Genomic DNA, 14421 nt, shown 5'->3' with positions numbered 1-14421 from the left:
TTATGATTTATTTTCTGGTTGTTGCCACTCTCTAACATCTATTTTACCTGTTACTGCTTCTGAAATTAAAGATTGACGATAGTCTTTGAGTTTTTGGATTGAGGTTTTAACTTCTTTAATAGTTATATCCATTTGGTGTATTTTATTATCTAATGTAGATACAATCTCATTTTGTTCTTCTAAGGGTGGAATAGTGATTACTAAATGCTTTATTTTTTCAATAGTTAATCGAGTTAATGCTGCACCAGCAATCATTGAATACATTTGAGTTACATTTAAACCTGAAATAAGAAAATATCTTAAATATCCCTCATTTAAAATTTCTTTTTTTGGTCTTATCAAACCAAGTGAAGACAAAATAACGAAGTCATTATTCTCAACTATTGCTGCCCTTCCAATTGTTCCATCTTTTGTTAAAAGAACATCTCCTATTTCGGGTTGACATCCATTGCGTACTAAAAGCTCAAAATCATCTTCTGATATTTTTTTACATCCTTTTAAATCAACATTTCCAAATTCATCAACATCTTTAACTGAAACATAATTTTTCCCTTCTAATTCAGTTTTTGGTGAATGGTGAGCACCATCGGTAATTTTTTCAGAAAATCTCTTTAAATAAGATGCACTCCAATGTGCTGGAATGTCACCTAACCACTCAATGCCACTATCTTTTAAGGCTACATTTTTGTTCAATCCTTTGGTAACAGCCTCGTTAATAACGGCTTGCCGCTGCTCTTGTAGTTTTTGTATTAGAGTTTCTTTTTTAGTAATAAGCGCATCTATTTTACTAGTGTGGTAATCGAGATAAGCTGCTATTTGGGTTTGTTCTTGTTTTGGTGGTAATGCAAGAATAAAATTATTGATTACACCAATTGTCAATTGATTTATAGTTGAAGATAAAAATAGGCTAGACAGTGCATCAAATATTGGGCTATTAAAAAAATAATAAGCAAACTTTGAATGTTGTGTTCTATAGATAGTCATAAAAGCACCCCAAGTTTCATTAGCTACTTTTTCGTCTATAAGTATGTTCTTACCAATTAAATTTCTACTCCCATTTCTTGAGCATAGGAGAATATCTCCAATTTTAGTTAAATATTTTTCTTTTATTTCTTTATTAACATACACATTATTATCTAAAGATAATTTACCATCTTGAATGTTAGATGAGCGCAATACCAAAAGTCCATTTTCGTCGTCAACTATATCGTTTGGTGAATAAGTTATACCCGTTATAGCTTCTCCTATATACTTTAATTTCACAGTTTCCCAATGTGAAGGAATATCACCTAAATAATTAAGACCACTATCCTTATATGTCTCATATACCTTTTCCATTAGCTAATCAAATCTTTTAATAAGTTAGCAATGTCATTCTCCAAGGTTATAATCTCGCTTTTAATCTCTTTTGCAGGTCGTAATGGTGTATAGTTGTAAAAATACTTGGTAAAGTTAATTTCGTAACCAATACGGGTTTTATCGTAATCTATCCAAGCGTTCGGTACGTGTGGTTTTACTTCGGTTTCAAAATAGGTCTCTACATCTTCGGTCAATGGAACACTTTCATTATCACGTTTTTTGGTATCTGGTTTTGGGTTGCCTTTTTTGTCTAATACCATTTTACCGTTTTCGTCCACTTTAGGCTGTTCTACCGTTAGCTGGTAGTAACCAAAGTATTCGTTATCGAATATTTTAGAGTGACCATCTTCATCCTCCTCGAAGTTTTGGTACAACTCCAACAATTGCGCAATGTGTTGTGATGTGATTTCGTTTCGTTTGTTACCCAAACTCTTTTTGTTGGGTTGGCAGAATAGGTGTTTTTCTTTGTCTTTACCATTACCTTCTGTAATTATGGTTTCTTTAGCATCACCATTTATCAACTGAATTTTACCTTTACGATGTGGTGCTTTATTATTGGTTAAAAACCAGATGTACGTGTTAATACCTGTATTATAAAACAAATCTTTAGGTAATGCTACGATACATTCTAACCAATCGTTTTCTATAATCCAACGACGAATATCGCTCTCGCCACTACCCGCAGAACCTGTAAACAAAGGTGATCCATTGGTAACCACACCAATACGAGAACCTTCACGTTCCATTTTAGATAACATATGTTGTAAGAACAGTAATTGCCCATCACTTACTCTTGGTGTACCTGCATAAAAACGTCCAGAAGGGTTTAAGGCTTCATTCTCTATAAACTTTCGGTCTTTTTTCCACGTAACACCATACGGTGGATTTGCCATCATATAATGAAAGGATTTCCCTTGAAAACAGTCTTCGCTAAATGAGTTACCGTGTTTAATATTATTGGCATTTTCTCCTGTAATTAAGGCTTCCGATTTTGCTATGGCATACGATTGTTCGTTAATTTCTTGTCCATAAGTTACCAATGTTGGTTTATGATTACTATCGGCACATACCTTATCGAGAATAAACTTTTTACCTAAATTCACCATACCACCAGTACCACAGGCAGGGTCAAAAATGGTACGAATGATACCTGGTTGTGATAGCTTTTCTTTTTCGCCTGCAAACAAGAAATTGTTCATAATTTCAATCACATCTCGAGGTGTAAAATGTTCTCCAGCGGTTTCGTTAGATTGCTCGTTTGATATACGAATTAACTCCTCGAAAACATAACCCATACCGTGATTGTCGATAGCTTCTGTATGTAAATCAATTTTACAGATAGCATCAATCATTTCGTATAACAACCTGTTTTTTACCAAGCGCGCTACAATTTTATCGAATTGGAAACTCTCTAAAATTTCTTGTACTTCTGGGTTAAAACTTTGCAAGTAGTTGTTAAAGTTGATTTCTATGTATTGCGGTTCGTCTTTTAAAGACTGTAAGGTATGCTTGGATGTGTTGTAAAACTTTAAGCCACCTGCTGCTTTACGCAGTACAGGAATTAATTTTTCTGAAGATAATTTGTCGTGAAATTTTACAAAGGTATCACGTACTTTGGCATTTACAGGTTGTAAAATACAATCTAATCTACGGATCACTACAAATGGTAATACGACATCGCCAATCTCATTTTTTTTGAAGGCATCACGTAAAACATCATCTGTAATCTGCCAAATAAATCCTACTTCTACTTTATTATTTTGGTTGCTCATTTTGAGTGTTTGTTGTCTTTTATTTTGTTTGACATTGCAAATATGGGAATAATGTGTGCATTTTTAGTGCACACATTATTTTAATTAATTTAATAATCGGTTTTTGATTGTTTTGTTTTTGTTACATCCGAATAACATTCTTCCTGAGGAATTCCCATTAACACTTACATACTCACATACACTGTTGGAAATTTTTTCCAATTTTATTATAGTATTATCTGATGCTTGAAAATATTTTGTGCCAAGATTATCTAAATTCGAAAATATTTCAAAATGTTCAAATTCATTATCAAACCTTACGTCTTCGATTTTTTTTGCGTGAAAAACATCATAACCTTGATCGGTTTTACCAAAAACATAATTACTTATTAGACGTCTTCTATGAATTGTGGATCCAAGCACTAATTCAAGGTTAATTTCGAATTCTCTTAATGGTTTTATTAACGCTACTAATTTCCCATATTCTTTAATCCACCATTCATTAGTTCTGTCATTATCTTCTGCAAAAATTGTTACGTGATAATCAATAGCCAATTTATTTGGTAGATAAGCATCAAGGAAATTAACCAAATTACTAAACCCTCTATTTAAATTATTATCTTCATTATTGAAAAAATAATTATCTGTTATAATTAAACTATTTGATAATGGTTTTTCAAAACTTAAAATTCCTTTCCAATTTGTATCAATTGTTTGTGCTTTTTCTAAGTCTAAAGAGAATGCAAAAGTAAAAATACTCTCAGGAAGATTACTAGTTGAATATACTGCCATTCCATAATCTTTACGCACATTTAGAGCTAAATTATCTTCTATATCTAATAAAAAAATTGATTTTGGCTTATCTACAATTTGAGTTAAATCTGTTTTTATGTTTGTAAAATAAGTATCTAACGCTACTGGCAACTCCATTGTAGCCGAAGCATTATATGCCATAAAAATTGGATCTTCGGGATCTAATAATTTCTCCTCCAAATCACTATCATTAATATTAACATATACAGGTAAACCACTTGTAATAACTTTGTGCCAGTGAGGAAACTCTTCAGAAAACAAAGCTATGTCCTCCAATATTTCTTTTTCGGTATATAAGGTTGTCATTAAGCTTGTTTTTTACGTAGTTCTTTAATCATCTTCATTGTCAAACTACCTGCTTCATTGTAAAATCCAGGACCAAAGTCTCTATCAAACTTTCCTTTTGAGTTGAATTTCATTTCGTAAGGTCCTTCTTTTTTATGAAAATAAAATATTTTAAAAGGATTAGGGTTTAGTTCTTGATTAGACAAATAATCTTCTTGAATTGCAATTAACTGAGCTTTTCTAATAATGTATTCGGAATGTGTTTCTACTAAAAACTGCACATTCTTTTTAGATACTTCTAACAAAAAGTCACTTAATTTTGATTGTAATTCTGGATGTAAATTAAGTTCAGGTTCTTCGATTAATACTGTGGGCGTATACTTGTTATTGGTCCTTTTATCATAAAGAATCGTAGCTAACTTTAAAATAAGACTCATCACTTGAAGTGAACCCATTCCTTTATCGGATAAGTGATTTTGAGCACCATCTTCTAAAACGTGAAATTCGTAAGCCTCTCCAGCATAAAACTTTATTGAAAAATCTTCGCCAACTTCAAATTCCTTCATCCAATACTTTACAAATTTTTTCGAATCAGCTTTTTTATCTAATCCCGCTTGTTTAAAATTATGTATGGCTTGCGCTAAATCATTATTCTTATCTCGCAAAGCAAATAAGGCAGATTGCTTGCTAGGATTTGCTGGTATATAATTAAAAGATTGCTCGTTAATGACGTTACTCACTTTATTTGCCCATTTTTCTAGTTTTCCTTTATTTTGATGTACTTCAATAGAGTTAGGGTTAAAATCAACATCTATATTATTTCTAGCTGCTTCTGCATCTTTTTTATATTGAATATTATTAAACCATAGTACAATACTTATAAACTCTTGTATCATCGTGTCTTCAGATAATACAATATTGTCAAAATCATCATCATCTTCCTTTATCTCATACATATCCTCTACACGCAGAAATTTGAGTGGATACGTGACATCATAGTCATAGGCTTCTTCCTCTTTTACATCTTTATTTAGTTTATCGATTTTTTCGATTTGTTTTAAAATCCCATTTTTTTTATCATTAAGTGCTAAATATTCTTTTGATGCTTTAGAAGGTATATTTACAAGTTCTTGTTCAATTTTCAAAAGATCTTCAGATAAGCGTTGCTTTTGCTTATCGATTTCTTGAGCATTTGAATCAATAAGTTTTTGCCCTTTTTTTAAGTTTATGTTTTCTTCTATATAATCGACCTTTAAAGAAATAGCATCATTAGGATCGTTAACAGTAAAGGTTTGAACTTTTGCTTTGGTATTATCATCTTTACCTGTAATAACTACAGAAAACTCTATATTATTTAGTATGACTTTAAACTCAATTAAATCAGAGGTTGACTTATTATTTTTTGCTCTACCAAAGGTTACAATATTAGCATCTTCAAGTACCGAATTATCAAAAGAAAATGTATTGTATAGTTGATTTTGTAAATAATCCATCATTAAAAGCTGTGCTTTAACCATTGTGGATTTTCCTGAATTGTTTCGACCAACTAAGTATGTAATGTCTCCAAATTGAAGCATTGGGAAGTTTTGGAAACGTCTGAAATTTTTAAAGGCAATACCTTTTGTTTGTTTATTCATTTTTTCAAATATTGTTCTTATTAGTGCATTGTATCTACACTGTTATAGTTTGCCATCATCATTTTAGTTCTTTCTTTTAAAGACTTCCTTAATGTTTCGGGTTCTAATACTGTTAGTCTTTCTCCGTATTGTAATAGCATACTTTCTAATTCGTAATTTGGAATGAGCTGTAAGCTTATATCAATATGGTCTTGATGTTCTTGCTTAACCTTTTGAGAACCGTGTAATGGTTTTGTTTTAATATATGTCCATAATGATTTTTCAATACTAATGATTATTTCAATAGGGTTTTGATTTTCGTCAAAAGTTACACCTATAATACCTTCAAAGTATTCTTTAAAATCGATACGGGTTTCTGCATATTGCTTATCTGATATTTCAATATTAATTATACGGTCTAATGTCAAATTAGTAATGTTATCAAAATTTGGGTTTTGACCAAATGAAAACCAACGGTTATCATACTGCTTTAAGTAATACGGATGAAATTTGTATGAATTAGGGGTACTATCTTTAAACCCTTTGTAGGTAATTTTTAAAACGTTTTTATTATGAATGGCATGATACAAAGGTTTTAAATGATGTATTCCTTTATACTCTTCATTATGATCAAAAAAAACAACCTTGCTAATATCTGTGTTATTTGCTAGAGTTTCATTGTCTTGAAACTTAAAAAGTGCTTCGGCTAGTCTATCATATTTAGGATGGTTTTCAAATCGTTCTAAAAGTTGTACAGAAGCATCTATTAAATATTGTTCGTAGGCTAATAATGGCTTGCTTGCAATTGAAAAGTTAAGGTTTTCGTATTGTAAAATTCTGGCTTTACTGGGTAAAGGAGCGCCAAAACCTTTTTTTGAATCTCTAAATAATTTTAAATCGTCTCTTAACGTTCTTTCTGATATATTTTCTTCAGGATAATGTTGTGCTATCTTTTCATTTACATAGGTTAGTAATTGATTAAATGTAAATGCCTTTTTTCTAAAGCAATAATCTAAAATATTATATCTAAGATGCGCATGTTTACTGTTGGTCATAAACGGAGGTTCGTTTTATAAGTATGTAAATATACTTATATATGGCTACTTTAAAGCTTGATTTTAATGGTACATTTTTTTCATATACTACAAAAAAAGTATCTTTATGGGTAGCCACAAAATGGCTTCTATTACTTTAATGTTTACCTTGAAACTATGAAAAATGTTTTAGTACATACTTTTAGGGTTTGTGTATTATGTAAACTATGCGCATGTACTTCTATAAAAAAACTTAACAGCAACAACTTAATTTATTTAAATAAAGTTGTTGATTCTATGTATTTAATAGATCAAAACATAAGATATAGCGCTATTAAATTAGACTCTGCTTATAAAGTTGATAGAAAAAGTAATGGAAAACACCTTTTTTACAACGAAAAGAAAGCTAAACTAGGCAACAGGTTTACAAACTATAAAAAGGCACAAGACAGTATTTTACTATTAAGAGATAAAATTGATGCATCAAACACTAAAAAACTAATTCAACTTACCAAAAAATATGGTTTTCCTGGCATGCATAGGTTAAAAGCAAAAAAAGCATCTGCTTATTTTATATTTGTTCACTCACCTCAAAAATATCACTCTAAAATAGCTTCCTTAATTTCTTCAGAATATGAATTAGGTAGAATTTCTGAGTACGAAAAAGAATATATTTTTTGGCATTTAAAAGGAAGAAATGGTCACCCTCCCAGATTAAAAAAAGATGGTAGCATTTTGCATTAAAAATTTTAAATTAAACTACTACAGTAAAAATAGCCAACTTTAAAACTGTAAACTAACCTACTGCATACTGTAAACTATAAAAATGATGATCATGTCAGATTGAGCGAAGTTGATAGTTTAAAAAGATTTTCTACTTCATCACCAAGTGTCATTCTGTGTCAGATCGAGCGGAGTCGAGATCAATGAGTAATACGTTTACTAAACAACCTCTCGACTTACTTTGTAAGCTATCTTCGTTTAAAAGCTTTTAAACTCAATAATGCTCGAGGAGACAAAAGAGAGTATTCAATTGTTTTAAAACTGTAAACTAACTTACTGCATACCGCAAACTATAAAAATGATGATCTTGTCAGATTTAGCGAAGTTGACAGTTTAAAAAGATTTTCTACTTCATCACCAAGTATCATTCTGTGTCAGATCGAGCGCAGTCGAGATCAAAAAACTGTAACCTCACAAAAAAACCTGTAAACATAATACTTACAGGGTTTTCTATTTTATTTAATTTAAATTATTTATTCTTCATTTTGGCTTTCTTTTCTTTCATTTTTTCATTTCTTTCTTTTAGCAAAGCCCTTTGTCTTTCCATTGTTTTCTTTTTTTGCTCTTTCATTTCTTTTTTCTTTTGCTTTTTAAGCTCTCGCTCTTTCTTACGATTCTCTTTTTTCTCTTTTCGAAGCTCTTTCATTTCTTCTTTTTTAGAATTTTCTTGAGCAAATAATGAGGTATTAGCTGTAAATATAAACGCTAATAATACGAAAGCTGTTTTTAAAAATTTTAACTTCATAAGATGGTGTTTGTGTGATTTGTTTGTTATTAAGAAAAAGCAAATTTTATTGCTATGCTATTTACGTTAGTTGCAGTAATTTTTATGCACTTAAAGCATAAACTCTTCTGTTCTAAGATACAACTTAAACTATTACTTTACAAATATTTAAATTCTTTTTAGCATGATTATAAGGAGTTTATCAATTATTTTTAGCGTGTGAGCTAATATTATGTATAAGCATAAAAAAATCCCTGCAAACTTACTTTAACAGGGATTTCACATGTCTGAGACACAAATTACTTACTTCTTTGTTTTTTTCGCTCGTCTCTTAATTTTTCTTGCCTTTCTTTTAATAATGCTCTTTGTTCTTCCATTCGTTTTCTTCTTTGTTCACGTTTTTCAATAGCTAACTTTTTTCTTTCTTCTTGTAATTCTGTTCTTTTTCTATTTCTAAGTTCACGTTGCTTTAAACGATCTGCTTTTATAATCTCTCGCTCTTGCCTCATACTTTCTTTCTTCTCTTTTCTACGCTCAATCATCTCTTCTTTTTTTGACTTTTCTTGAGCAAACAATGAGGTATTAGCTGTAAACACAAAAGCTAATAGTACTAAAACTGATTTCAATAATTTTATTTTCATAATATGGGGTATTTATGACTTTTTACATTTAAGAAATTCATATTAGCTGAGCTTATTTCTTAGGTGTAAAACTTGTTTTCTAACTGTTAATGAACGTTTTAAACGGGAACACAAATTACACTTTAACTAACTTATCTGCAGCTAATTAAGATGAATAGTTTAAAAAAGTAGATGAACTGCCTTGTTTTTATCGTTAGTTAGTTTTCAAAAAACGCCACAGAACTTCTGGGATAAAAAAAACAACTCCCGAAAACGCCACAGAACCTCTGGGATGAAAAAAACAACTCCCGAAAACGCCACAGAGCCTCTAGAGTAAAAGTTAGCAGTATGCAGTAGATTAGTTTACAGTTTGAAACTACAATGAAAGTGAAATACAAATCATTATTAAAAACGACACCACAAACACCAATTACCCAACTAAAAATCAACACAATAACAACAATAAAAGTTATAATAATAAAAGTTCATAACTTTACAAATTATAAATCTGCAATAACAAATAGAAAGAAAACAACAATGTTATTGAAAGAGTCGTTCTGAAGTAGTGGAGCAAATTAAGGAATCTTTTCATCGTTAAACAGATTGTTTGTTTACACATAAACCTTCAACAATCATTGTAGCATTATTTACAGTAACAACAACCTTTTTAAGCAATGATTGATTTTATTTAATAACGAGACTCCTCTTTATTTTAATTTTACTAAATATCTAAGAAGAAAAAAATTGATCAAGACCTTTTTTTAAAAACATCAAGAACGAAACTAGTTTCGATCTTGATGTTTTTTTAATTTGATAAGGTTTATTTTGTTTGAAAAACAAGTTATACTTTGGGTTATATGCATAAAAAAACTCAAACCAATAAGGCTTGAGTCTTTTTAAATATTTGTTTAAGTCTTTAATTCTTTTTTACAAAGCTATCATTATTCTTCAAAAACTTTTAATAAAGTACTTCTAAAAGAAATTAATTCAATAAAAGTTTCAGCATATAGTTTATGTATTTCAAGTACTTTATTCATGGCTTTTTGTTTTCTTTTTATTCTTAAAATTACAGTAATTTGTATTCTTTTTGTATAACAATATTAAGAAGTTTTGAACGGTACACAAAACTAAATTTCAAAGCTTGCTGATTGTTTTACAATGGTTGTAAAAATTCTATAACGTTTTTATGAATGTTAACAGACACAGTTCTTCTACATATAAAAATTACTTAAAAAAACCTTGTAAATAAAAATTTACAAGGTTTTTTACTATTCTTTAGCTAAAAAATCTTTTTTACTTAAAATGTTTTTAGGCTGTTTACCTTGTTTTGTTTTCAGTTTTAAAAACTTAGCTACTTCTTTAGATTCAATTTTCTTAAAATCAGCTTTTGCCTTTTTTAATCTGGTTTCTAATACTTCTTTGTTTTCTAATTGAGATGCTGAAGGCTTTTCAAACTGATTCGCTACCTCTGCATATAAATCAGAAAGCTTTTCACGTAATTCAGGTTCAGCCTCACCTACATAATTATCTCCAGTAGTTACCACTAAACTTTCTTTTAATGGTTGTAATAAACTAATTACTTTGGTTGCTGTCTTTTTAAACTTTTTATCGTCTTTTAAAGCAGTCGCATCTTTAATATGTGTATCAATTACATATACTAAATATGCTAAATCTTCCATATCATCAAATAAAGCTAAAGTAGTTTTTCTTTGTGCTGCTCTATCGCTATCTGAAATTAACGAGTTAGGATCATTTTTAACTTCAATATTAGTTACATACTCTTTTTTACCTTTCTTTAATACTGCTTTATAAGTACCTTCAGCAACACGAGGTGCTGTAAAGCCTCCAAAAGTAAAACTCTTACCAGCAGCTACCTTCGGATTTTTTTGTCTGAAGTTCCAACTAGCCACATTAATTCCTTTAGATTTCCCTGGAACTAACTGTATAATTTCATTGTCGTTTTGATCTTTAATTGCCAAGGTCATTTTACCAAAAGTATGACGCTTTTTTAGGTAGTAAATTATTTTAGCATTTGAAGTAGGATTATTACCCACAAATTGTAACTCAGTACTACCTCCACCAAATCCGCCTTTCTCTTTCATTATTCCTGGTTTGGTTTTAAAGAAATGTACATTTTTAGTTAACGTAGTTTGATTAATTTCACGTAACGGAGAAATATCATCAATAATAATAACCCCACGTCCGTGTGTTCCTAAAACTAAATCGTTAGTTTTTTTCTGTAAATCGATAAAATGAACAGCAGTAGCTGGCATATTATTTGTAAAACGTGACCAGTTTTTACCTCCATCAATCGTAATAAACAATCCGAATTCTGTACCTAAGAATAATAAATCTTCATTTACATAATCTTCCTGAATGTTTCTTGCAAAACCAACAATGTCTTTAGTTGCTATCGACTTCCATGTTTTACCAAAATTTGACGTTTTGTATACATACGTATTCATGTCACCAGTAGTATGCCCATCAAAAACTGCATACGCTGTTCCTTTGTTATGCGAGCTTGCTTCAATATGATATACCCAAGTGTTTTTTGGTAATCCTGAAATATTAGCCACCGTATTTGTCCAGGTTTTTCCACCATCTTGTGTTACTTGTACATTACCATCATCGGTACCTATCCAAATTACATTTTCATCAAGTGGCGATTCTGCAATGGTAAAAATAGTGGTATGTGTTTCTGCACCTGATTTGTCTACTGATATTCCACCAGACTCTTTATCTTGTTTTGCTGGATCGTTTGTTGTTAAATCTGGAGAAATCTTTTTCCAGTTATCTCCCATATCATCACTTACATGTAAAAACTGACTTGCCATGTAAAAACGATCTGGTTTATGAGCACTTACTGCCATTGGAGCGTTCCAGTTGAAACGTAAATCTGCTTCTCCTTTAATAGGCAATGGTTGAATGTTTTTAGTATAGTTTCTTTCTACATCATATCTCCAAACTTGTTGCGCTCCTTGCATTTCTGAATAAATGATCTTTTTAGTTGGGTGTCTTAACACTCTAAACCCGTCACCTACTCCAACACGTTTCCAGTCTCTTGCTTCAATTCCTCCAGGAGAAGAAGAAGGTCCGTACCACGATCCATTATCTTGTAATCCTCCGTAAATATTGTACGGTTCTTCATTATCTACACTAATATGATAAAATTGTGACAGTGGTAAATCGTCAACCATATCCATAGTTGCACCTCCATCCCAGCTTCTGTACACACCTCCATCAGTACCTACATACATGGCTTCTGGGTTTTTGATATCGAATGTAATATCATGAATATCTGAGTGCATGTTTCCTAGATTTTTAAAGGTTTTACCTCCATCTCTAGAAATAGATCCAAATAAACCTCCTTTTACTAAAATATCAGGATTAGTTGGATGTACTACTAATCTTGAAAAATAAAACGGACGAACTACCAATCCGAAATCACTGTTTAATAACTTCCAGTTAGCTCCAGCATCATCAGATCTGTACAATCCTTTGTTTTCTTTACTTTCAACAACTGCAAATATTAAGTTTGGTTTTGATGGTGCTATTGCAATTGCAAATCTTCCTAAATCTCCTTTTGGAAATCCATTATGAATTTTGTTCCATGTTTTACCTGCATCTGTTGATTTATATAATGCACTACCTGCTCCACCAGAATTGAATCCCCATCCGGTTCTTCTAAATTCCCACATAGAAGCATATAATATATTTGGATTTTGAGGATCCATAATTAAATCACTAGCTCCTGTTTTTTGATCTACATACAGAATTTTATTCCATGTTTTACCTCCGTCTAATGTTTTGTATACACCACGTTCATCGCTATCACTCCAAAGTGCTCCCATAATGGCAACATATACTTCATTAGAGTTTTTAGGATTTATTTTAATACTACTGATTCTTTCTGATTTATCAAATCCAATTTTTTTCCAGTTTGTTCCACCATCTTTAGATTTGTATAAACCGTCTCCTAGAGAAACACTGTTTCTTGTCCATATTTCTCCTGTTCCTACCCAAACGGTATTGTCAGGATCACTTGGATCTAAAGCTACTGCTCCAATAGATTGTGCGTATTCATCAAAAATAGGAGTAAAAGTAGCTCCTGCATTTTCTGATTTCCATACACCTCCACCAGCAGTACCTGTATATATAATTTTAGGATTGGTAGGGTGGTTTTCTAAGTCGATAATTCGACCACTCATTAAAGCTGGACCAATATGGCGCGCTTTCATATCTCCAAAAAGTTGTTTCCCTTTTAAAACAATTTCTTGGGCGTTTACACTTGTAGACATGATAACAATACTACAAGCAACTGTTTTTAAAATTTTGTACATAATAGATAGGTAGTAATACAACATCATTAGTTTAAGAATGATGTTGTATCATATTGAGTTTAGTTAGGTAAAAAAGACTATTTTTTAGCTGCTGGTTTAGGTAAAGCAAAAGAAGCTGCCTCTAATTCTGGGTTTAACTTCATTTCTTTAAACTCCATTGTTTGAAATTTGTTTCCAATACTAAATGGGAAATAAATACCGTCTACCTCTTGATAATCACTTAATGTAGATTTTATAGTTTGTCCTTTCATTGGTCCTTCGTTTACCTGTGTTTCAGTTACAATTGGTACGAAGTTTTCTGTATCAAAATAATAGTGAGAAATGTTTGGTTTAGATTCTCCATTAACTAAAATAGGTTTTTTAGTTAATTTAATTTTAAAAGTTTCTGCTCCGTCAATAGTTTCTTTTCCTATTAACTCAACAGTATATCCTTTTTCTTTGTAGTTTAAAAATGGATCTGGAAATTGCTCCATTTCATTTTTTAAGTTTTGAGTTGCTTCGTTATCACTCTTTTCTGGTTCCATCGTCATTTGATTTCTTTGCCAAGATACTTCTCCATCAAAAGCAGACCATACCATTTTATTTCCTTGTAATTCAATCGTTACTAATTGTTTTCCATCTTTAGTAGAAACCATTTCAAATGGAATTGACATATTTCCCATTTTCATACTTCCCATCATTTTTACTCCTTTTAATTGCGATAACTTTTCTTTACCTCCAATATTTTCAAGATAAGTGTCTACAATTTCTTCTGCTGTTTGCGCATAACTACCAATTGAAAAGGTTAGAACGAATGCAAATAATAATGTTTTTAAATTTTTCATTTTTTGTACTTATTTAATAGATGTTATATAATATGAATACCTAGAATCCAAAATGTTACATAATTTATTAAAAAAAATCGACTTTATTGTTTTTTCATAATTTCCTTAACAGTAAGTTTATCAACTCCCCACCTTATTAACAAAGAGTTTTTAATGTTTTTAAAGGTTTTCTTTTTTTCAATAAAAAATAACTGCAACTACAATTAGCGATACTTCATTTTCTTTATTAAACTCTTTTTTTACACAATATTTGTTTTCTAAAGTAGAATTAA

The 14421-nt window shown here is 30.7% G+C and carries 10 protein-coding genes; 1 reads left to right on the top strand and 9 read right to left on the bottom strand.

The genetic code is table 11. The annotated features are described in order from the left end of the window. The 5 genes from EYW44_RS17220 to EYW44_RS17200 form a co-directional block, all read right to left on the bottom strand. A complete protein-coding gene (locus tag EYW44_RS17220) occupies window positions 1–1338 on the bottom strand; it encodes a restriction endonuclease subunit S (protein WP_132725489.1) in 1338 nt (445 codons plus the stop codon). Beyond that, complete coding sequence (locus EYW44_RS17215) at window positions 1338–3131, bottom strand: type I restriction-modification system subunit M (protein ID WP_132725486.1); 1794 nt, start codon at window positions 3129–3131, stop codon at window positions 1338–1340. The genes EYW44_RS17220 and EYW44_RS17215 overlap by 1 nt, the downstream gene beginning before the upstream one ends. An 84-nt stretch (window positions 3132–3215) precedes the next feature. Next, a complete protein-coding gene (locus tag EYW44_RS17210; RefSeq protein ID WP_132725484.1) occupies window positions 3216–4229 on the bottom strand; it encodes a hypothetical protein in 1014 nt (337 codons plus the stop codon). Continuing rightward, on the bottom strand, window positions 4229–5845 hold the full coding sequence (locus EYW44_RS17205) for an AAA family ATPase (RefSeq protein ID WP_132725482.1): 1617 nt from the start codon (window positions 5843–5845) through the stop codon (window positions 4229–4231). Before EYW44_RS17205 ends, EYW44_RS17210 begins: the two co-directional genes overlap by 1 nt. 20 nt (window positions 5846–5865) lie before the next feature. Next, a complete protein-coding gene (locus tag EYW44_RS17200; protein WP_132725479.1) occupies window positions 5866–6879 on the bottom strand; it encodes a helix-turn-helix transcriptional regulator in 1014 nt (337 codons plus the stop codon). A 156-nt stretch (window positions 6880–7035) separates the two neighbouring features. Between EYW44_RS17200 and EYW44_RS17195 the strand changes: the two genes are divergently transcribed. Beyond that, window positions 7036–7602, top strand: coding sequence for a hypothetical protein (locus tag EYW44_RS17195; RefSeq protein WP_132725477.1), 567 nt, complete (start codon window positions 7036–7038; stop codon window positions 7600–7602). Between the two features lie 508 nt (window positions 7603–8110). On the opposite strand, the gene EYW44_RS17190 is transcribed toward EYW44_RS17195, so the two are convergent. The 4 genes from EYW44_RS17190 to EYW44_RS17175 form a co-directional block, all read right to left on the bottom strand. Then, a complete protein-coding gene (locus tag EYW44_RS17190) occupies window positions 8111–8386 on the bottom strand; it encodes a hypothetical protein (protein ID WP_132725474.1) in 276 nt (91 codons plus the stop codon). 278 nt (window positions 8387–8664) lie between these two features. Next, window positions 8665–9006, bottom strand: a complete 342-nt coding sequence (locus EYW44_RS17185; RefSeq protein WP_132725472.1) for a hypothetical protein — start codon at window positions 9004–9006, stop codon at window positions 8665–8667. A 1247-nt stretch (window positions 9007–10253) separates the two neighbouring features. Beyond that, entirely contained in the window at window positions 10254–13325 is a 3072-nt protein-coding gene (locus tag EYW44_RS17180; RefSeq protein WP_207893808.1) for a WD40/YVTN/BNR-like repeat-containing protein, read from the bottom strand. Between the two features lie 77 nt (window positions 13326–13402). Next, the gene (locus EYW44_RS17175) at window positions 13403–14149 is read right to left on the bottom strand and encodes an outer membrane lipoprotein-sorting protein (protein ID WP_132725469.1); all 747 of its coding nucleotides are present in this window, start codon (window positions 14147–14149) and stop codon (window positions 13403–13405) included. Window positions 14150–14421 lie beyond the last annotated feature (272 nt).

The organism is Tenacibaculum sp. M341 (assembly GCF_004337695.1).
Classification (GTDB): Bacteria; Bacteroidota; Bacteroidia; order Flavobacteriales; family Flavobacteriaceae; genus Polaribacter.
The sequence above is the reverse complement of the archived record's forward strand: the minus strand, read 5'-3'. Positions and strand labels throughout refer to the sequence as shown.